Origin of the sequence: Glutamicibacter sp. TV12E (assembly GCF_052441935.1) — a bacterium.
GTDB lineage: Bacteria > Actinomycetota > Actinomycetes > Actinomycetales > Micrococcaceae > Glutamicibacter.
Map to the genome: position 1 here is coordinate 3,703,705 of NZ_JBQVVF010000001.1, position 19,170 is coordinate 3,722,874.

Below are 19,170 nucleotides of genomic sequence, written 5' to 3' on the forward strand. Positions count from 1 at the left end.
TCTAGTGGCGGTGCTTTTCGTCGCTGGTGGCGATCGGCGCCTGCGGATAGGAGCAGTACTCGGACCAGCTGCCTGGATACAGTCCGAGTTCGATCCCGGCGCTGGCAGCAGCCAGCACCTGATGGGCCGCGGTAATCCCGGAGCCGCAGTAGGCGGCCGATCCGGGCTGCTGCGCCCCCAGCTTTTCAAAGGCGGCCCGCAAGGCTTCCGGGCTGTAGAAGCGTGCCTGCTCATCGAGGTTATCGGTGGTCGGGCGGTTCAGCGCACCGGGAATGTGGCCGGCTACCGGATCCACCGGCTCGGTGATCCCCAGATACCGCACCGTGGCTCGTGAATCGATCAAGACCCCGCCCAGGGATTCCAGCTCGTCGAATTCCACCACCGGCATCCGCCCCCAGGACAGCGACACCGTTCCGGGGCTCACCTCGGGGGCTTGCGTGGAGATCGGCCCCGCGGCTTGCCTCCAAGCCTCCAGTCCCCCGTCGAGCACCTGAACCTGCTCGAACCCCGCATGGCGCAGCAGCCACCAGGCCCGGGCCGCGGCCAGCGCGCCGGAATCGTCGTACACCACCACATGGCTCTGCGGGTGTATCCCCCAGCGCCGGGCGGCCGCCTCGAAGTCCGCGGGCAATGGCAGCGGGTGCCGCCCGGTATGTTCGCCCACCGCGCCCGACAGCTCCCGCTCCATATCGACAAACACCGCACCGGGAAGATGCCCGAGCGCATACTCGTGCGCACCGTCATCCCGTCCGAGCACCCACCGGACATCAAGCAGGACGCACTCGCCAGGAAGCAGGGCCTTCAGCTCTTGGGCGGAAATCAAAGGGTTCATCTGCGCTACCTTGCTACGAGTTCTTCGACTTTGTATTCGGCGCCATTCTCCAGGCGCGCAAACTGGCTGCCATCGCGTTCGGCGATCGCGCCCAGCTGGCGATCAAACAGCGCGACACCGCGTTCATTGAGCAGGCCATCGTGGATGGGCACCCAGGCCTCCGCCTTGACCGCCGTCGCGAAGTCCGCGGCCTCCGACATCTTCGCCCAGGGCGCCATGACCGGAAGCAGCAACATGTCTACAGGCACGCCGACCGGGACGTGATAGCTGTCGCCGGGGTGGTAGACCACCGGCTGGCCCACCGCGTGGTCACCGAGCAGGTAGCCGACGTTGGCAACCAGGTCGATCGACTGGTGGATTGTGGCATGCGTACCACCGGTGGCGCGCACCTTGATCCCGCCGACGATGAAGTCCGCCCCGGCGCACACCGTGTGCACCTGGGCCGCGGCGGCCGAAGGGAGCTGCTCGCGCAATTCCCGGGCCAGCGCCGCGGGGGCGTAGAGCTCTAAAACAGAGTTGGCTTCAAGCGCCTGGACGATGGCCTTCCGGTCGGCATGATCCGCATGCTCATGTGTCACCAGCACCGCGTGCTTGCCTTCGAATACGCCAGTCAGATCGGAGAAGACGCCAGGATCCAGCAGCAGCGAACCGTCGATCGTGCTCAGTTCAATACAAGAATGGCCTCTGGTTTTGATACGCATATCCATAGCGTAGGCTCCGCGCCCCGCCCGTGCCAGCCACAGACACGCATCATCTGGGAAAGTTGGCTAAAATTGAGAGGAAGTACAAGTGATCGGCCGAGCAGATAGGCCCTTTGCCGACCCGCGACGAAGTCAAGGAATGGTGCACGTAGATGTCCCAGCCAGAAACCCGGATCACCAAGCAGCGATTGGCTGTTACGCAGGCCTTGAGCGAGATCGACGATTTCGCTACGGCCCAGCAGCTTCACCGCTGGTTGCAGGATTCCGAGAAGAAGGTTTCCCTGGCCACCGTTTACCGCTTGCTGCAGTCCATGGCTGATGACGGCCTGCTCGATGTCCTTCGCAGGGGCGATGGCGAAGCCCGCTTCCGCCAGTGCGTCACTGATACCCACCACCACCATCTCGTGTGCCGTTCATGCTCCAAGACCGTCGAGGTTCAAGCCCCTTCGGTGGAACGCTGGGCCGCGAGGGTTGCTGCTGAACACGATTTTTCCGAGCCCGAACACACCGTCGAGATCTATGGCATCTGCGCTGAATGCCGCGCCAAAGCACTCGCCTGAAATCTGAATTACTATGAGCTTCCAAGCTAATACCAGTCGCTGACTGGTGGCTTTACTGTGTTCTAAAAGTTATCCATCCGCAACCAAATTATCGAAGACATGTTCGATCAACCCGCGTAGAATAAGAACATGTCCGAAACCAGGATCCCCCGCACGGGCACCCCCAGCCCAGAGCACGACGGCCCCTTCGCCGCCGTGGTCAAGACACTGGAATCCATCCTGTCCCTGATCGGGGACCACGGAACCGCCGAAGAATCCCTCACCGGCATCGCCCGCCTGGAAAACGTCATCTCCTCCCTGCGCTACCACCAGGCAGCCCTCGCCCACCAGGCAGAAATCAACGTCGTGCGCGCCAACGCCCAACGCGGCAACCTCAAGCAGCTGAACCGCGGCACCGCCGCCACCATAGCCCTCGCCCGCCAAGCAGACCCCCACGGCTACCGCGAATACCTCGAAAACTGCCGCATCCTCTTCAACGACACCCCGCACCTGGCCGCCGCCTACAGCCGCGGCGAATTCACCGAAGCCCAAATGCGCGCCATCCTCACCCCGCTGCGCATCGTCAAGGCCGAACGCCGCACCGAATTCGACAACCTCTACGCCAAGAACCCGCAGATGTTCGCCTGCCAGGGCACCAGGAAAATCAGCGACACCGTCCAGGACTTCACCCTCGCCTACGCCTCGGACGACCAGTGCAAAGAGCAGAAAAGCGCCGAAGAGCAACGCCGCATCAAATTCACCCCGCACCCCGCCACCGGCATGATGAGCATCCACGCCGAACTGCCCATCATCGCCGGCCTGGCCCTGAAAAACGACATCAAGGCAAAATCCACAAGCCTCAAAGCCCACGGCGACGAACGCACCCGCGCGCAAATCGAAGCCGACTACCTCGCCAGCTTCTGCACCAGCCCGGACGCGACAGTGCCCATCAACCTGAGCGTCGGGCTGATCATGACCGACAAGACCCTCTTCCTCGGCGACCGGCAGCCGGCCTACCTGGACGGCTACGGGGTCATCGCCCCGCAATACGCGCGCGAACTGCTCGCCGGGCAGGAAATCCTGAACAACATGACCCTGGCGGAAATGGCCGCCGCCCGGCCCCCGGCCTTCATCCACGCACTGGAAACCACGGTGGAGCTGATCCGCCTCTATACCGCTCCCGGGGACCGGGAGCTGATCGCGATGGACTCCACGGCGCGGATCTTCCCGGAGAAAATGAAGAAGTTCATCAGAACCCGGGACCGGCGCTGCCGCACCCCGTTCTGCGACGGGATGATCGAGGAAATCGACCACGTCACCCAGGCCTGCCTCGGAGGGCCTACCTGCGTGGCCAACGCCGATGGGCGGTGCAAGTTCTGCAACCAGGCGAAGGAAACCCCCGGATGGCAGGAAATCGTCATCTGCCGCGGGCCGCACCGGATGAAAATCTGCACCAGCATGGGACCGACGTATCATTCCACCGCGCCGCCGGCGACAGGTTTCGCGCATCAGCCCTACCCGCAGTGCATGAGCGAAGCCGACTGGGTGCGCGCCTTCGAGGACTGGCTGAACCAGCCGCCTGATACCGGGAGTGGTCCGCCGGATATCGGGGATATCCCTGCCTGAAGGCGGGCAGCTGCCCGTGCGGGGAGTAGAACGTGGGCTGGTGACAGCAATCGCCCCAGTCCAAATGAACTGGGGCGATTTGAAAACTTCCACTTACACTTGATGACGCCTTCGGGGAGAACGCACATATTCAATTCCACGGCAGATGACGTAAATCAGGAACGATATCGTGGTGACATACGGGCTAATCGGCAGTGCGCCAGCTAGCGCCAACAAGATACCGCCAACAACGGCCAATTCTGCGAACGCAATCGACAGCACCACAGTCAGAACTGGATTGGAAGTTATACGCATTGCCGCAGCCGCAGGCGTAATAAGCAGAGCAAGCACCAGCAGCGCGCCAACCACCTGGATGGTAACCGCCACCGCAAGCGCCAGGATCACCATGAAAAAGATCGACAATCCAGAGGTGCGAACACCTCGGGCATTGGCTACCACCGGATCTACGGATGCAAATGTCAGCGGCCGCCACACAAGAATCAAGGCAAGTACTACGACAAGCGATAGCACCAGCATTCCAGTCAATTGCACATCATCTACTGCAACTATCTGGCCGGTCAGCAACCCAAACTTGTTGGCGCTGCGCCCCTCATAGAGGGACAAGAACAAAATGCCTAGACCCAAGCCAAATGGCATCAGCACGCCGGTAATGGAATTGCGATCACGCGCTCTGGTCCCAAGGAATCCAAGAATCAGCGCTGCGACGAGCGACCCGAATACCGATCCTGTCACGACGTCAGCTCCTATGAGCAGTGCAAACGCGGCACCTGCGAAGGACAGCTCAGCGATTCCGTGAACGGCAAAGGCCATGTCACGCATCATGATGAAGATGCCGATCAAGCCGCCGACAACGCCGAGCACGGCCCCGGCAATCAGCGAATTGGAAACCAGCGGCAAAAGCTGGGCGTAATCGTCAAAGTTAAATGCCTTGTCGATGAAGTCCGAAAAGTTCATGTCCCGCTCCTACTTCCCGGTTTCCAGGTCGACGTCTTCAGCATGGTCGTGCCCATCTGCCGGCATGGCACTGCTCGCCGCCCCGGACACCACCACGATTCGCCCATTCACGCGAAGCACTTCCACCGGGGCGCCATAAAGTTCGGTGAGCACCGATGACTGCATAACCTCGTCAACCGTGCCCAAATGGAAACGGCCTTCAGCCAGATAGAGCACTCGATCCACATACGGAAGAATCGGGTTGATTTCGTGAGTCACGAAAATGACAGCGCTTTCGCGTTCGACGGCCTGGCGATGGATCACCTCGCTGATGGCTTGCTGATGATGCAAATCCAGTGACAGCAATGGTTCATCGCATAGCAATACCCTGGGGTTTCCGGCCAAGGCTTGAGCCGCACGCAGACGCTGCTGCTCGCCTCCAGAAAGATCGGATACCGGCCGGTTGGCGTAGCTGCTTGCCCCCACCATCTCCAGGAGCTCATCGACTTTCTGACGCACCGCGCTACGTCCAATGCGGATACCCAGCTTGGAACCGTCTATGCCAAGGGCAACGAGATCCCGGGCGCGCAATGGGACGTTATCGCCAAAGGGGCGCTGCTGGGGAATCAAGCCGACGGCCGCCGATCCACGACGAACCGGGGCGCCTGCGATGGCCACGGAACCTCGATTCAGCGAGGTGGTTCCAAGCATGGTGTTAATGAAGCTGGTCTTGCCAGAGCCATTAGGGCCCAAAACTGCAAGAAACTCGCCCGCCGCGATGGATAGGTTGAGCTCATCCCAGAGCACACGCGACCCATAGGCCAGGCGTGCGTCCTCAAAGTGGACAATGGGGCTAGATAACATGGACTGCTTTCTGCGCTGCGAGATTGTTGTTTTTCCGGCGACGAAAAACTGCGGCACCCGATCAGGTGCCGCAGTCAATCCTACCAGTTGCGATTCATTCGCAATACGAGCCCACGGGGTGAGCTTCGCCTAGTTTCCCTGCTTCTCCCTGCGCGGTGGAGAAGTGCGCTTCCGAGTCGTATCGGTGATCTCGCCAACCAGCACCTCGATCACATCCTCAAGGAACACCACGCCAAGGGCAGAACCGGCGGCATCAACGACCACCGAAAGGTGGTTGCCTTCCTGACGCATCTCCTCCAGGGCCGCTTCGATTTCCGTGTCCTCGCCCAGCTGGCCCAATGGATGCAGCGGCAAGTCTTGCAGCGGCTGAGTCGAATGCGCGTCGTCGATCAGCATCACGTCTTTCACGTGCCAATAGCCCACCGGAACATCATTTTTGGTGATCAGCATGCGCGAGAATCCGGTCTTGCCGACCTTCTTCTCGAATTCGCGAGCCGTGGTTTCGCCCCATTCAAGGGTGAACAAGTCATCCAGCGGAACCATGCAGCTTCGTGCGGTCACCGATGAGAATTCCAAGGCCTTGGTCAGTCGCAATGCGTTGTCTTCATCCAAGGTCCCCTCTTCGGAAGAGGTGTCGATGATCGAGCGCACCTCGGCCGCAGTGTAGGAGCTTGAGACTTCATCCTTAGGCTCGATGCCAAAGGCATGCAACACCAGGTTGGCCATGCCGTTGAGCATCGAGATGATCGGCTTGAGCACCTTGGACAAGCCGACCAGCGGCATCGCCAAAAGCAGGACAGCTTTATCAGCGACGGAAACCGAAATATTCTTCGGAACCATCTCGCCGAAGGTGACGTGCAGGAAAGTCACCAGCACCAATGCGATCAAGAAGGCCGCGGTATCCGCAGCCGACTCCGGCATTCCGATCAAGGTCAGCGGCTCCGCCAGCAAGTGGTGGATCGCAGGTTCGGAAATGTTCAGGATCAGCAGGGAGCAGACGGTGATACCGAGCTGGCAAACCGCCAGCATGACCGAAACATGTTCCATGGCATGCAGGGCAACCTTCGCCCGCTTATTGCCTTCATCGGCCAATGGCTCGATCTGCGAGCGACGAGCGCTCATCACGGCGAACTCGCCAGCAACAAAAAACGCGTTGAACAGCAACAGGACGACTAGCCACAGGAGGCCCATAAAGTCATTCATTGCCGGTCTCCTGCTCCGCTGCAACCGGTTCGAAGCGGACCTGGGCGATACGCCGACCATCCAGCTCGGTCACAGTAAAGGTGCCATTTTCAGTCTCGACCTGGTCGTTGAGTTCGGCCAAGCGGCCTAGTTCGGCAAGCATGAATCCACCGATGGTCTCGTAGGAGGACTCTTCAGGAATCACCTCGTGGTCGAAGTTCTCATTGACCTGGTCCGGCCGGAACATGCCGGGGAACAGCCAGTTGCCGTTGGGCTGGGTGACTGCTTCTTCCTCATCCTCGTCATGTTCGTCGGAGACTTCGCCAACGATCTCTTCGACGAGGTCCTCCAGGGTGACCAGGCCCGCGGTTCCACCGTATTCATCCATCACGATGGCGATCTGGAATTCCGCGGCGCGCAGTTGCTCCAGCAGCACATCGAGGTGGATGGTTTCGGGAACATACAGGGCGTCACGTGCGAATTCGCCCACCTGCAACGCCGCACGGCGTTCGCGCGGCACCGAGACAACAGCCTTGACATGGCAGATCCCCTGGATCTCATCGCTGGATCCCTCGATCACGGGGAAGCGCGAAAAACCAGTATCGGCGCTGACGGAGATCAGCTCGGACAGTGGCGCCTGCGAATCGATGGTGGACATGGAAGTGCGCGGTGTCATCACATCCGCCGCGGTGCGTTCGGAGAATTCGATCGTGGATTCCACGAAGCGAGCGGTTTGAACGTCCAAGGTGCCCAGCTGGGCCGAACGGCGCACCAGCGAGGCCAATTCCTGCGACGAGCGGGCGGCGGAAATTTCTTCCTTGGCTTCCAACCCGAAGAAGCGGTGAAGCACGGCGTTGGAGAATCCGTTAAGCACCACGATGGCTGGCTTGAAGATCGCGGTGAAGACCAGCTGTGGACGGGCCAGCAGCTTGCCGATAGTCATTGCCTGGGCGATGGCCATGTTCTTGGGGACCAATTCGCCGATAAGCATAGAGAGCAAGGTAGCTACCACCAGGGATACCACCACGGAGATGGCTACCGAGCTGGCTTCGGGAATACCGGTCATTTCCATCAATGGTTCCAGCAAGGAACTCATTGCCGGTTCCAGAACGTAACCAGTGAGCAAGGTAGTCAGCGTAATGCCCAACTGGCAGCTGGAGAGCTGGGTGGACAGCGAGGTCAAGCATTGCAGCAGCGGCTTAGCGCCGCGTTCGCCGCGATCGACGGCGTTTTGCACCGTGCTTTTGTCAAGGGCGACCAAGGAGAATTCCACAGCCACGAAGAAGCCGGTGCCGAGAATCAGCAACAGGCCAAGAAGTATGAAGAGCCAATCCATAGGTGGTTACCACCACCTGTTCATCGGCACGGGAATGAAAGGTTCAGTACCGAATCGACGGCAACTAGAAGGCTCCAATCGGGAGCCGGAACCTGCTGAACATGGACTGAGTTGGCCGGCACTGCGCCCGCGGGCGGCACACCGGCTTGGAGAGTGTGATTCCATAGTGCGATTCAGTCTATCGAACGATGCCCTCATTGTGCACCACTTCAATGTCGTGGCGTTCAGCGGTAGCTTCACCACGCTGAACGGGATGTTATACACGACACTTTCGTGAGATTACCTACGTCCCGTGGCCAACTGCGCGTAAAAGTCACTAGACTGGTGCGCAGGTCTAGATATCTTGTGAGCCGAAGTGGTCGATTCACGTCCTCGGAAGACCACCGGCTCAGCTAGAACAACGTAGAAATCAGGGAAGAGGCGTTGCACGTGCCAGAGCAAGCACACCACCGACTTACTGAAGAGTTTGGTGGAAACGAGTGGCTAGTAGACGAGCTGTTCGAACAGTATCTCGTCGACAAGAACTCGGTAGATAAGAAATGGTGGGATATTTTCGAATCTCTCGCCGCCGACAAGAAGGCCCCGGCAACGCAGCCGGCGCCAGCGGCGCCAGCAGCAACTACTGCAGCACCCGCAACGACCGGGCAGGGCACACCACGCGCCGCAACCCAGGCTCGGGCCTCCGAGCCAGCACCAGCTTCAAAGCCAGCACCTGCCGCAGCGCCAGACGCTGAGGCAAAGAAGGCCGAGCCAGCGCCGAAGACTGCACCGATTCCGGCCCAGGCTCCGAAGGCCACCCCTTCCACCGAACTTTTCGGTGAGGAAAAGCGCACTCCACTGCGCGGGCCAATGAAGGCCATCGCCACCAACATGGATGCCAGCCTCGCCGTGCCGACCGCCACCACCGTGCGTGCGGTTCCGGCCAAGGTGATGATCGACAACCGCATCGTCATCAACAACCACCTCAAGCGTGCTCGTGGTGGCAAGATCTCCTTCACCCACCTGATCGGCTTCGCCGTGATTCGTGCATTGAAGCAGATCCCATCGATGAACGTGACCTACGATGTCATCGACAAGAAGCCAACTGCGATCCAGCCGGCTCACGTGAATTTCGGTATCGCGATCGACATGCCAAAGCCAGATGGCACCCGCATGCTCGCCGTGCCCAACGTCAAGGCTGCGGAGACCCTGAGCTTCAACGAGTTCTGGGCCACCTATGAAGATCTGATCAAGCGTGCCCGCGGCAACAAGCTGACCGCCGACGACTACGCTGGCACCACGGTCTCGCTGACCAACCCAGGTGGCATCGGCACCGTTCACTCGGTCCCCCGCCTGTCCAAGGGCCAGGCCGCCATCATCGGCGTTGGCGCACTGGAATACCCTGCCGAGTACCGCGGCTCGTCGGAAAAGACCGTCGCTGCCCTGGGTATCGGCAAGCACATCACCCTGACCTCCACCTACGACCACCGTGTCATCCAGGGTGCCGGTTCGGGCGAGTTCCTGAAGCTGGTTGAATCCCTCTTGCTTGGCGAGCAGGGCTTCTACGACGAGATCTTCGAGCAGCTGCGCATCCCTTACGAGCCAGTTCGCTGGGCCGTTGACAACCAGGTCGACATCGACCTGCAGGTCAACAAGGTCGCCCGCATCCAGCACCTGATCAACTCCTACCGGGAGCGCGGCCACCTGATGGCCGACATCAACCCGCTGGAATACGTCCAGCGCAAGCACCCGGACCTGGACATCAACAACTACGGCCTGACCCTGTGGGATCTGGACCGCGAGTGGATCACCGGCGGCTTGGGCGGCAAGGATCGCGCACTATTGCGCGATATCCTCGGCACCCTGCGCGATGCCTACTGCCGCACCATCGGCACCGAGTACATGCACCTGCAGAACCCGGAAGAGCGCGAGTGGTTCCAGGCCAAGCTGGAGTCGCGCTATGCGAAGCCAACCCGCGAAGAGCAGCTGCGCATCCTGAGCAAGCTGAACTCCGCCGAGGCTTTCGAGACCTTCCTGCAGACTAAGTTCGTCGGCCAGAAGCGCTTCAGCCTCGAGGGCGGAGAATCGCTGATCCCGCTGCTGGATGCCATCATCTCTGATGCCGCCGACGACCAGCTGGACGAAGTCGCCATCGGCATGGCCCACCGTGGCCGCCTGAACGTGCTGACCAACATCGCCGGCAAGACCTACGCACAGGTCTTCCGCGAATTCGAAGGCACCGCCACCCCGGGCTCCGTCCAGGGTTCGGGCGACGTGAAGTACCACCTGGGCACCGAGGGCTCCTACACCTCGGATGCAGGCAACCAGACCAAGGTCTACCTGGCCGCCAACCCTTCGCACCTGGAGGCAGTGGATCCGGTGCTCGAGGGCATCACCCGCGCCAAGCTGGATCGCCTGGGCTCGAAGAACGAAGTGCTGCCAATCCTGGTGCACGGCGACGCGGCCTTCGCTGGCCAGGGCGTGGTCTCCGAGGTGCTGGCCATGAGCCAGCTGCCCGGCTACAAGACCGGCGGCACCGTCCACGTGATCGTGAACAACCAGATCGGCTTCACCACCGCTCCGAGCTCCTCGCGCTCTTCGGTCTACGCCTCGGATGTTGCGCGCACCGTGCAGGCTCCGATCTTCCACGTCAACGGGGATGACCCGGAGGCAGTGGTGCACGTGGGCCAGCTGGCCTTCGAGTACCGCCAGAAGTTCGGCAAGGACGTCGTCATCGACCTGGTGTGCTACCGCCGCCGCGGCCACAATGAGGGCGACGATCCTTCGATGACCCAGCCGATCATGTACAACCTGATCGAGGCCAAGCGCTCCACCCGCAAGCTGTACACCGAGGCCCTGGTCGGCCGCGGCGACATCACGCAGGAAGAGGCCGAGCACGTCTTGGCCGAGTACAAGGAGAACCTGGAACGCATCTTCGCCGAGACGCATGCGGCCCAGACCTCCCCGATCCCGATCATCACCCCGGGCTCGACCATCAACGACCTGGAGAAGCCATTCGCCCAGGCAGCCGACGAGAACACCATCGACGGCGCCCGCGGTTCGGCCATCTCCGCCCAGACCTTGGCACATATCGGTGCAGCCCACGTTCAAATTCCTGAGGGCTTCACTATGCACACCAAGCTGAAGTCGCTGCTCGAGCGCCGCGAGAAGATGTCCCGCGAGGGCGGCATCGACTGGGGCTTCGCCGAAGTCGCTGCGCTGGGCTCGCTGTCCATGGAGGGCGTTCCAGTTCGCCTGGCCGGCCAGGACTCGCGCCGTGGCACCTTCGTGCAGCGCCACTCGGTCTTCCACGACCGCGAGAACGACAACGAGTGGTACCCGCTGCACAACCTGAGCGAGGACCAGGCACCGCTGTGGATCTACGATTCGCTGCTTTCCGAATACGCAGCGCTGGGCTTCGAGTACGGCTACTCGGTAGAGCGCCCGGATGCGCTGGTGATGTGGGAAGCCCAGTTCGGCGACTTCGTCAACGGCGCGCAGACCGTGATCGACGAGTTCATCTCCTCGGCAGAGCAGAAGTGGTCGCAGTCCTCCTCGCTGGTCATGCTGTTGCCACACGGCTACGAGGGCCAGGGCCCGGACCACTCCTCGGCACGCATCGAGCGCTTCTTGCAGCTGTGCGCCGAGAACAACATGGTCGTGGCCCAGCCATCCACCGGTGCCAACCACTTCCACCTGCTGCGCCGCCAGGCCTATGCCCGTCCGCGCAAGCCGCTGATCGTCTTCACCCCGAAGCAGCTGCTGCGCCTGAAGGCCGCGGCAAGCTCGGTGGAGGACTTCACCACCGGCGGTTTCCAGGAGGTTATCGGCGATAACACCATCTCCGATGCCAACGCCGTGGACAAGGTGCTGCTGTGCTCGGGCCGCGTCTACTACGACCTGGTCGCCGCGCGCAGCAAGGCGCAGGATACGAAGACCGCGATCGTGCGTGTTGAGCAGCTCTACCCGGCACCGTCCGAGCAGATCGCTGCCGAGCTGGCCAAGTACCCGAATGCCAAGACTGCCTGGGTCCAGGACGAACCAGCCAACCAGGGTCCATGGCCATTCTTCGGCCTCTACGTTGCACCACAGCTGGAGCAGAAGATCACCTTGGTCTCCCGCCCGGCATCGGCAGCAACCTCTGCAGGCAACGCGAAGCGCCACGACGCAGAAAACGCAGTGCTGCTGCAGCAGGCCTTCGCCCGCTAAAGCACCTCGCAACACTCAGCTGTTGTGACGTTGCCGGCGAGTTCTCCCAGGTAATTCCGGGGAAACTCGCCGGCAACTGCTCGTTAACCCGCCGCAGTGCTCCAGGGGGCAATGTGTGGCATTTATCCAGCATGGATCTCCCGCGATGCCGGCGACTTCACTGCTAAGGTGGGGATCGATTCATATTCTTGAAGCCAACGAAAGGTCGCCCAGTTGGAGTTACGCACAATCCGCATTACCGCAATCGGAGATGAGCTGCTGGCCGGACATGGGGACCCGCGCGGACTTGGCTGGTTCGGCCGTGTCATGGCTCGGACCCAGGACCCTGCGCTGCGCTTGCAGTCCTTCGTCCTGGCCGCCCCTGCCGAAGGCTCCGAGGCCCTGGCCGAACGCTGGATGGGCGAAGCCTCGCGGCGTTTCAGCGACCAATACGAGAATCGCCTGGTCATCGCGCTCTCCGATCGCGATGTGGATCTGGATGTCTCCACCGCCCGCAGCCGGCTGAACCTGGCCAACATTCTGGATTCCGCGTCGCAGATGAGCATCAAGGCGCTGCTGGTCGGCCCGGCCCCGGGATTGGATGACGCCCGCAATCAGCGGGTCGCGGAGCTCAATCGCGTGTATTCGGATGTGGCCCTGCGCCGCAACCACCACTATGTAGATACCTTCACTCCCCTGCGTGCCCACGCGCAGTGGCGCGCTGACCTCAATGCCTCTGGCGGGGTTCCCGGCCAAGCTGGCTACGGCCTGATGGCCTGGCTGGTTCTGCACCGCGGCTGGTACTCGTGGCTGGACTTGCCAGAGCCTGGCGAGGGCTAAGGCACCCTGTGCCCGTTAGGAAAATCGGCGCAAAGTATGAAAGACTATTAGCCGGCCCGAACTATCGGGAAGATCCATTGATCCTTCTAAGGAGTCACCATGTCGAAGCGCGCTCGTAAGCGTCGCGATCGCAAGCGTGGCGGTGCCAACCACGGCAAGCGCCCAAACAGCTAAGCGAAGCGAATATAAAAAGAACCCCGTACCATTCGAGTTTTGCTCGAACGCTACGGGGTTTTTCTTTGCCTGCTAGTGGCCTGATTCCACACGTATCTGCGAGATCCGGGCGATGATGCTGGCCTTTAGCGCCTGCGGGGCCTGCTCTTGGCAGCTGCGGCGCACCACCGAACGGATAATGCACTCCAGGTCGTATTCCTCGGTGCATTCGGGGCAGCCATCCAAATGCGACTTGACCTCTTTGAGATCGCCGAGCGTCAGGGCACCGTCGAGGTACTCGTAGATGCGTACGATGCGGTCATCGGCGCAGTCACCCAATGAATTGCAATCCATCTTATTTCGCTCCTCCATCAGCCTTCGCGGCGCTCTTGTTGCGAGCCCCGGTGGCTATCCCACGGTCTGCCGCATAATCGGCGAGCAGTTCCCTCAAGTTCTTGCGTCCACGGTGCAACCGGGACATCACTGTGCCGATGGGCACACCCAAAATGTCGCTGGCTTCCTTGTAGCTGAAGCCCTCGACATCCACGAAGTACACCGCCATCCGGAAGTCCTCGCCGATGGCCTGCAATGCGGCCTTCACATCCGAGTCCGGCAGGTGGTCCAACGCTTCGACTTCTGCCGAGCGCAAGCCGGCGGGCGAATGCTCCATCGCCGAAGCCATCTGCCAGTCCTCGATGGTATCGGTGCTGGTGCGCAATGGCTCGCGCTGGCGCTTGCGGTACAGGTTAATGTACGTGTTGGTCAGGATACGATACAGCCAGGCCTTGAGATTGGTCCCGGGCTTGTACTGGTGGAAGGCCGAATACGCCTTGGTGTAGGCCTCCTGCACCAGATCCTCGGCGTCGGCAGGGTTGCGAGCCATGCGCAGGGCAGCCGAATAGAGCTGGTCCACATATTGCATGGCGTCGCGTTCAAAGCGTTCGCGACGCTGTGCCTCGGACTCAGTGGCCTCATCGGGCAAATTCTCGTCCACACTCTTGTTGTTCATCACGCCTGAGTCTACGCGGTTGCTAGCGCTATTGCGCGAATTCAACCGCGATCGACTAGCGGTACGAGTGCCCCGGGGCTCGTCGGCAACCACACAGGTGGTGCCGCTGGCTGTTGAAGTATCCTGTCTGATCGTCACACCGGGTATAACCATGGAATCCAAAACCTTATTCCCGCGCCAATCTCGGCTAGGATTTAACTAAAACCGCACGAGCCTAAGGATCAGCAATCAACTCCGCAAGCGCCTCTGGAAACCCGCAGTCCGATCCCCCGCACGCTGGGACGCACTGGTGGCCGGCACCTCATGTCAGCACCGGCGTAGATGCCATCGTTTCGGTGCCCGCTTCCAAGTCGCTGACCAACCGCTATCTGATCCTTGCGGCCCTGGCCTCCTCCCCCTCCACCATCCACAACACCCTGATCAGCCGCGATACAGAGCTGATGCTTGCCGCCCTGGCCAGCTTCGGCACAGGGATCAAGCGGATCGAGCAGGCCGACGGGTCCACCACCGTCCAGGTCCATCCCGCAGCTGAACTGGCCACCGGGCCGTTGAGCATCGACTGCGGATTGGCCGGCACGGTGATGCGCTTTGTGCCTCCCTTGGCAGCGGTTGCCCGCGCCACCGTCGCTTTTGACGGCGATCCGCACGCGCGCCTGCGCCCGATGGCCCCGGTGCTCGATGCGCTGCAGGCCCTGGGCGCCACCATGGATTTCGCCGGGGAGCCGGGCAAATTGCCCTTCACCATGGATGCCAGCGGCCTGGAGTCCGTCGATCAGGTCGTGATCGATGCCTCCAGCAGCTCGCAATTCATTTCCGCACTGCTGCTCGCCGGCCATGCTCTGCCTGGCGGCCTGGCATTGCGCGCCGCTGATGGCCCGATCGCCTCGCCGGATCACATCATGATGACCGTGCAGACACTACTCGAACTGGGCGTGGACATCACCGTGGACGAGGACGGGCGCGGCTGGCGCATAGCCCCGGGCGAACTTGCCGGCTTCACGGTCACCGTGGAACCCGACCTGTCGAACGCCGGGCCATTCCTGGCCGCGGCCCTGGCCAGCAATGGCAGCGTCGGCATCCGCTTCTGGCCCGCAACCACCACCCAGGTCGGCGGAAAATGGGTGCAGATCCTGTCCCAGATGGGCGCCGAGGTGCACCACGGCGACGATGGGGTGCTCAGGGTGCGCGGAACCGGAGTGATCCGCGGGATCGACTACGCCGATGCCTCCGAGCTCGCCCCCACCCTGGCGGCACTGTGCGCCTTGGCCAGCTCCCCAAGCAACCTGACCGGGATCGGGCACCTTCGCGGACATGAAACCGACCGCTTGGCGGCCCTGGAAAACGAACTGGCCAAAGTCGGAGCAAACGTCGTGGCTACAGGCGACAGCCTGGCAATCACCCCGGGCCCGCTGCAGGCAGCCGACCTGCACAGCTACGAGGACCACCGCATGGCCACCGCCGGGGCGCTGCTGGGCCTGGCCATCGAAGGGGTCCGCGTGGAAAATATTGCCACCACCGCCAAAACCATGCCGCAATTCCCGCAATTGTGGGCGGATATGGTTTCCACCGCGAAGGCAGCTGGCTAATGCGCTACCTGGATTACGACGAGTCCTCGGTCCGCGTCCGCCCGAACAAGCGCGGGTCGCGTCCGCGCACCAAGGACCGCCCGGCCTATGAAAAGGCGGAAATCGGCCGGATCATCACCGTGGACCGCGGGCGATACACCGCGATCCTGGACGAGGACACCAGCAACGAGCGCATCGTGATCGCCGCGCGCGCCCGCGAGCTGCGCCGGCAGGCGATCGTGCCAGGAGATCTGGTCGCACTGGTCGGCGATACCTCCGGCAAGCCCGATACGCTCGCCCGGCTGGTGCGAATCGAGGAACGCACCACGCTGCTGCGCCGCAGCGCCGATGACACCGACGCCACCGAGCGCGTGGTCGTGGCCAATGTGGACAAGCTGGTCATCGTGGTGGCCGCTGCCAACCCCGAGCCGCGCACCGGATTTGTCGATCGCGCCCTGGTCGCCGCGTACGACGCCGGCATCCAGCCGGTGCTGTGCGTGACCAAGGCCGATGTGAAGGACCCGGCGGATTTCCTCAAGCACTACGAGGGGCTGGACTTCCCGGTGGTCATTTCGCGCACCACCACCGCAGATGCCTCGGGCGTTGATGCCCGCGGCGCCGACGGATCCAGTGCGCGCCTGGATGCGAACGCGCTGGAGGAACTCGAAGAGCTGCTGGGCGGCTGTGTTTCGGTTGTGCTCGGGCACTCCGGGGTCGGCAAGTCCACGCTGGTCAACGCGCTCACCGGCGCCGACCGGGCCACTGGCCATGTCAACGCGGTCACCGGGCGCGGGCGCCACACCTCGTCCAACGCCTTGGCACTGCGGCTGGGCCAGATCCCTGGCTCATGGCTGATTGATACCCCGGGCATTCGATCCTTCGGGCTGGGCCTGGTGGATCCCGATAACATCCTGGCCGCCTTTGAAGACCTGGCCGAGATCGCCACCGGGTGCCCGCGCGGCTGCACCCATGCCGCCGGCGAAGCTGGCTGCGCCTTGGAAGCCTGGGCGCAAGCAGCGCCGAACAGCCAGCCCGCCGACCGCCTCGCCTCATACCGCCGGCTGGTCACCACCGAGGAAACCACGCACGAAAAGGAGCTCGGCGCACTCTGAGCGCCGGTACACCATGGCAGATTTCACCCTGCAGCAAGATCTCGACTTTGCCCTAGCCCTGGCCGATAAGGTCGACCAGCTGACCTTGGCCCGCTATGGCTCCAATGATCTGGTGGTCGAATCCAAGCCGGATATGACCCCTGTTTCAGATGCCGATCGTGGTGCCGAACAGCTGATCCTGGCCGAGCTTGCCAAGCACCGCCCGCAGGACTCGGTGCTCGGCGAAGAATTCGGGGTGCACGGCAGCGGTTCACGGCGCTGGGTTATCGACCCGATCGATGGCACCAAGAACTTCGTGCGGCGCGTCCCGGTCTGGGCCACCCTCATTGCCCTGCTGGTGGACGACGAGCCGGTGCTCGGCGTCATTTCCGCCCCCGCGCTCAGCCGCCGCTGGCACGCCGCAACCGGTTTGGGCGCCTACGTCAGCGAACCCGCGGCCGGCGCAGGAGAGCGGGCCACCCGCAAGATTTCGGTCTCCTCGGTGTCCGAACTCGCCGATTCCTCCTTGGCCTACGCCTCCCTGAACGGCTGGAAGGACGCCGGCAAGCTCGACGGCTTCCTGGACCTGCTCGATGCTGCCTGGCGAACCCGTGGCTACGGCGACTTCTATTCCTATGCGCTGCTGGCCGAAGGTGCGGTCGACGCGGCCTTCGAGCCGGAGCTCGAACTCTACGACATGGCCGCACTGGTCCCGGTAGTTCGCGAAGCCGGGGGGCGGTTCACCTCGGTGGCCGGAGAGGAAGGCTGCCTCGGCGGCAATGCGCTGGCCACCAACGGCAAGCTGCACGCCGCGATACTGCCCTATCTGAACCGCTGATGTTGACCACCAGCGAAGAGGACTACCTCAAGGCGCTCTACACGCTGACCGAATGGGAAGATACCGAGGTCAGCACCGGCGCATTGGCAGACCAGCTGGGCCTGTCCCCCGCGTCGGTGACCTCGATGATCCAGAAATTATCGAGCAAGGGGCTGGTCGATCATGTGCCCCGCAAGACGGTGGCCCTCAGCAGCAGCGGTCGCCGTGAAGCCTTGCGGATGGTTCGCCGGCACCGGCTATTGGAGACCTTCCTGCGCGACGAGCTGGGCTACGGCTGGGACGAAGTGCATGACGAGGCCGAGGCCCTGGAGCATACCGTCAGCGACCGCTTCATCAACGCCCTGGACGCCCGGCTGGGCCATCCCCGCCACGACCCCCACGGCGACGCAATCCCGGCCTCTGACGGAAGCCTGCCGGTCTCCGAAGCGATCCGTCTGGACCGCTTTGGCGGAGAACTGGCCATCATCGACCGGATCAGCGACGAAGACCCGGACTTCCTGCGCCGCGCCGCCGCGCAGGGTATGGTGCCCGGGGCGCCCATCAAGCTTCCTCATCAGCTGGACTATATCGAGGCCTCGCTGATTTGGGTCCGCAACATCGAATCGAAGTGATCAGGCCGATGTCCACCCAGGGATTCACCCTGCGCCCGATCCAGCTGCTGCTGGTATTCGCTGGCGGAAGCGCCGGGACGGCCAGCAGACTGGCGATCAGCCTATTGCTGCCTCAAGAAGGCCCGCTGCCGGTAGCCATCTTGCTCATCAACCTCACCGGGGCCTTGGCCCTCGGCTGGCTGTTGACGGCCTTGGCCGCCCGGGGACCGGAAACTACGCGCCGGAAAAAGCTGCGGTTGCTGCTTGGAACAGGATTCATGGGCGGTTTCACCACATACAGCGCGCTAGCCACCGACACCATGTTGCTGTTCACGCAAGGATCGACGGCCATCGGGCTGGTATACGGCCTGGGAACCGTGCTGCTCGGGGCGTTCGCCACCTGGGTCGGCATGCTGCTGGGCACCAGGCGCCGTACGCCGCAGGGGGATGGCAAATGATGGGCATGACACCGGTACTCTTTGCGCTCGTTACACTCTGCGGCGGCTTGGGCGCGGTGCTGCGCTATGGTCTCGATTCGTTCATCTGTGCCACATTCGGGGCGTTGCTTCCCTGGGGAACCATCACGATCAACGTTTCGGGCTCCTTCGCCTTGGGTTTTCTGACCGGCTTGCTGGCAAACACCCAATTGAACGAAGCCTGGCTTTTGGCCATGGGCACAGGGGTGCTCGGAGGCTACACCACCTTCTCGACCGCCAGCTTCGATACCCTGCGCCTGCTGCGAGCCGGCCGCCCCTTGTCCAGCTTGGCGAATGCCCTTGGAACGTTATTTGCGGCCGTCCTCGCCGCCTGGGGCGGTTACCTGCTCTCCTCGCTGCTCTAATACAAACTGGGCAGGATCGCAGTGTATACAAGAAAAGCCCAGCCGTGTGGCTGGGCTTTGAAG

Annotated in this window: 19 protein-coding genes; 11 read left to right on the forward strand and 8 right to left on the reverse strand. The window is 62.3% G+C overall.

Annotated features, from left to right (window positions below):
• Window position 1 precedes the first annotated feature (1 nt).
• Together ACT7DV_RS17520 and ACT7DV_RS17525 are read right to left on the reverse strand one after the other, a co-directional pair.
• Window positions 2-832, reverse strand: a complete 831-nt coding sequence (locus ACT7DV_RS17520; RefSeq protein ID WP_444664530.1) for a sulfurtransferase — start codon at window positions 830-832, stop codon at window positions 2-4.
• A gap of 5 nt (window positions 833-837) precedes the next feature.
• The gene (locus tag ACT7DV_RS17525) at window positions 838-1,533 is read right to left on the reverse strand and encodes an MBL fold metallo-hydrolase (protein ID WP_444664532.1); all 696 of its coding nucleotides are present in this window, start codon (window positions 1,531-1,533) and stop codon (window positions 838-840) included.
• A 152-nt stretch (window positions 1,534-1,685) separates the two neighbouring features.
• On the opposite strand from ACT7DV_RS17525, the gene ACT7DV_RS17530 reads away from it, so the two are divergent.
• Both ACT7DV_RS17530 and ACT7DV_RS17535 read left to right on the forward strand, forming a co-directional pair.
• The gene (locus tag ACT7DV_RS17530) at window positions 1,686-2,093 is read left to right on the forward strand and encodes a Fur family transcriptional regulator (RefSeq protein ID WP_444664534.1); all 408 of its coding nucleotides are present in this window, start codon (window positions 1,686-1,688) and stop codon (window positions 2,091-2,093) included.
• A 129-nt stretch (window positions 2,094-2,222) separates the two neighbouring features.
• Entirely contained in the window at window positions 2,223-3,698 is a 1,476-nt protein-coding gene (locus tag ACT7DV_RS17535; RefSeq protein WP_444664535.1) for an HNH endonuclease, read from the forward strand.
• A 93-nt stretch (window positions 3,699-3,791) separates the two neighbouring features.
• Here the strand turns inward: ACT7DV_RS17535 and ACT7DV_RS17540 are convergent, their stop codons facing one another.
• From ACT7DV_RS17540 to ACT7DV_RS17555, 4 genes are all read right to left on the reverse strand, one after another.
• Entirely contained in the window at window positions 3,792-4,652 is an 861-nt protein-coding gene (locus ACT7DV_RS17540) for a metal ABC transporter permease (RefSeq protein ID WP_060701266.1), read from the reverse strand.
• A 9-nt stretch (window positions 4,653-4,661) separates the two neighbouring features.
• Complete coding sequence (locus tag ACT7DV_RS17545) at window positions 4,662-5,495, reverse strand: metal ABC transporter ATP-binding protein (protein WP_444664537.1); 834 nt, start codon at window positions 5,493-5,495, stop codon at window positions 4,662-4,664.
• Between the two features lie 129 nt (window positions 5,496-5,624).
• The gene (locus ACT7DV_RS17550) at window positions 5,625-6,698 is read right to left on the reverse strand and encodes a hemolysin family protein (protein ID WP_444664539.1); all 1,074 of its coding nucleotides are present in this window, start codon (window positions 6,696-6,698) and stop codon (window positions 5,625-5,627) included.
• Entirely contained in the window at window positions 6,691-8,013 is a 1,323-nt protein-coding gene (locus ACT7DV_RS17555; RefSeq protein WP_444664541.1) for a hemolysin family protein, read from the reverse strand. Before ACT7DV_RS17555 ends, ACT7DV_RS17550 begins: the two co-directional genes overlap by 8 nt.
• Window positions 8,014-8,442: 429 nt before the next feature.
• On the opposite strand from ACT7DV_RS17555, the gene ACT7DV_RS17560 reads away from it, so the two are divergent.
• The 3 genes from ACT7DV_RS17560 to ACT7DV_RS17570 all read left to right on the forward strand — a co-directional run bounded on the left by ACT7DV_RS17560 (window position 8,443) and on the right by ACT7DV_RS17570 (window position 13,194).
• Window positions 8,443-12,201 (forward strand): multifunctional oxoglutarate decarboxylase/oxoglutarate dehydrogenase thiamine pyrophosphate-binding subunit/dihydrolipoyllysine-residue succinyltransferase subunit, encoded by a 3,759-nt coding sequence (locus ACT7DV_RS17560; RefSeq protein ID WP_444664542.1) that lies wholly within the window; start codon window positions 8,443-8,445, stop codon window positions 12,199-12,201.
• 213 nt (window positions 12,202-12,414) lie between these two features.
• Window positions 12,415-13,020: a GDSL-type esterase/lipase family protein gene (locus tag ACT7DV_RS17565; RefSeq protein ID WP_060701262.1), complete on the forward strand. Its 606-nt coding sequence runs from the start codon at window positions 12,415-12,417 to the stop codon at window positions 13,018-13,020.
• A gap of 99 nt (window positions 13,021-13,119) precedes the next feature.
• The gene (locus ACT7DV_RS17570) at window positions 13,120-13,194 is read left to right on the forward strand and encodes a 50S ribosomal protein bL37 (RefSeq protein WP_369299107.1); all 75 of its coding nucleotides are present in this window, start codon (window positions 13,120-13,122) and stop codon (window positions 13,192-13,194) included.
• A gap of 72 nt (window positions 13,195-13,266) precedes the next feature.
• Here the strand turns inward: ACT7DV_RS17570 and rsrA are convergent, their stop codons facing one another.
• Entirely contained in the window at window positions 13,267-13,527 is a 261-nt protein-coding gene (gene rsrA, locus ACT7DV_RS17575) for a mycothiol system anti-sigma-R factor (protein ID WP_444664544.1), read from the reverse strand.
• 1 nt (window position 13,528) lies between these two features.
• Complete coding sequence (locus ACT7DV_RS17580) at window positions 13,529-14,182, reverse strand: sigma-70 family RNA polymerase sigma factor (RefSeq protein WP_444664545.1); 654 nt, start codon at window positions 14,180-14,182, stop codon at window positions 13,529-13,531.
• Between the two features lie 227 nt (window positions 14,183-14,409).
• Here ACT7DV_RS17580 and aroA point away from each other — a divergent pair, with 227 nt between their 5' ends.
• The 6 genes from aroA to crcB are packed head-to-tail and all read left to right on the forward strand — an operon-like array spanning window position 14,410 to window position 19,107.
• Window positions 14,410-15,768 (forward strand): 3-phosphoshikimate 1-carboxyvinyltransferase, encoded by a 1,359-nt coding sequence (gene aroA / locus ACT7DV_RS17585; protein ID WP_444664883.1) that lies wholly within the window; start codon window positions 14,410-14,412, stop codon window positions 15,766-15,768.
• Window positions 15,768-16,859: a ribosome small subunit-dependent GTPase A gene (gene rsgA / locus ACT7DV_RS17590; protein ID WP_060701258.1), complete on the forward strand. Its 1,092-nt coding sequence runs from the start codon at window positions 15,768-15,770 to the stop codon at window positions 16,857-16,859. The genes aroA and rsgA overlap by 1 nt, the downstream gene beginning before the upstream one ends.
• Window positions 16,860-16,872: 13 nt before the next feature.
• Window positions 16,873-17,676: an inositol monophosphatase family protein gene (locus tag ACT7DV_RS17595; protein WP_444664547.1), complete on the forward strand. Its 804-nt coding sequence runs from the start codon at window positions 16,873-16,875 to the stop codon at window positions 17,674-17,676.
• Entirely contained in the window at window positions 17,676-18,287 is a 612-nt protein-coding gene (locus tag ACT7DV_RS17600) for a metal-dependent transcriptional regulator (protein ID WP_444664549.1), read from the forward strand. The genes ACT7DV_RS17595 and ACT7DV_RS17600 overlap by 1 nt, the downstream gene beginning before the upstream one ends.
• A gap of 8 nt (window positions 18,288-18,295) precedes the next feature.
• Window positions 18,296-18,724, forward strand: coding sequence for a fluoride efflux transporter FluC (locus ACT7DV_RS17605; RefSeq protein WP_444664551.1), 429 nt, complete (start codon window positions 18,296-18,298; stop codon window positions 18,722-18,724).
• Window positions 18,721-19,107, forward strand: coding sequence for a fluoride efflux transporter CrcB (crcB, locus tag ACT7DV_RS17610; RefSeq protein ID WP_444664552.1), 387 nt, complete (start codon window positions 18,721-18,723; stop codon window positions 19,105-19,107). The genes ACT7DV_RS17605 and crcB overlap by 4 nt, the downstream gene beginning before the upstream one ends.
• Window positions 19,108-19,170 lie beyond the last annotated feature (63 nt).

What these genes read in the sequence shown, in the direction of transcription:
- ACT7DV_RS17520 (WP_444664530.1), bottom strand. Translation starts at nt 832, where the DNA reads ATGAACCCTTTGATTTCCGCCCAAGAGCTGAAGGCCCTGCTTCCTGGC.
- ACT7DV_RS17525 (WP_444664532.1), bottom strand. Translation starts at nt 1,533, where the DNA reads ATGCGTATCAAAACCAGAGGCCATTCTTGTATTGAACTGAGCACGATC.
- ACT7DV_RS17530 (WP_444664534.1), top strand. Translation starts at nt 1,686, where the DNA reads ATGTCCCAGCCAGAAACCCGGATCACCAAGCAGCGATTGGCTGTTACG.
- ACT7DV_RS17535 (WP_444664535.1), top strand. Translation starts at nt 2,223, where the DNA reads ATGTCCGAAACCAGGATCCCCCGCACGGGCACCCCCAGCCCAGAGCAC.
- ACT7DV_RS17540 (WP_060701266.1), bottom strand. Translation starts at nt 4,652, where the DNA reads ATGAACTTTTCGGACTTCATCGACAAGGCATTTAACTTTGACGATTAC.
- ACT7DV_RS17545 (WP_444664537.1), bottom strand. Translation starts at nt 5,495, where the DNA reads ATGTTATCTAGCCCCATTGTCCACTTTGAGGACGCACGCCTGGCCTAT.
- ACT7DV_RS17550 (WP_444664539.1), bottom strand. Translation starts at nt 6,698, where the DNA reads ATGAATGACTTTATGGGCCTCCTGTGGCTAGTCGTCCTGTTGCTGTTC.
- ACT7DV_RS17555 (WP_444664541.1), bottom strand. Translation starts at nt 8,013, where the DNA reads ATGGATTGGCTCTTCATACTTCTTGGCCTGTTGCTGATTCTCGGCACC.
- rsrA (WP_444664544.1), bottom strand. Translation starts at nt 13,527, where the DNA reads ATGGATTGCAATTCATTGGGTGACTGCGCCGATGACCGCATCGTACGC.
- ACT7DV_RS17580 (WP_444664545.1), bottom strand. Translation starts at nt 14,182, where the DNA reads ATGAACAACAAGAGTGTGGACGAGAATTTGCCCGATGAGGCCACTGAG.
- rsgA (WP_060701258.1), top strand. Translation starts at nt 15,768, where the DNA reads ATGCGCTACCTGGATTACGACGAGTCCTCGGTCCGCGTCCGCCCGAAC.
- ACT7DV_RS17595 (WP_444664547.1), top strand. Translation starts at nt 16,873, where the DNA reads ATGGCAGATTTCACCCTGCAGCAAGATCTCGACTTTGCCCTAGCCCTG.
- ACT7DV_RS17600 (WP_444664549.1), top strand. Translation starts at nt 17,676, where the DNA reads ATGTTGACCACCAGCGAAGAGGACTACCTCAAGGCGCTCTACACGCTG.
- ACT7DV_RS17605 (WP_444664551.1), top strand. Translation starts at nt 18,296, where the DNA reads ATGTCCACCCAGGGATTCACCCTGCGCCCGATCCAGCTGCTGCTGGTA.
- crcB (WP_444664552.1), top strand. Translation starts at nt 18,721, where the DNA reads ATGATGGGCATGACACCGGTACTCTTTGCGCTCGTTACACTCTGCGGC.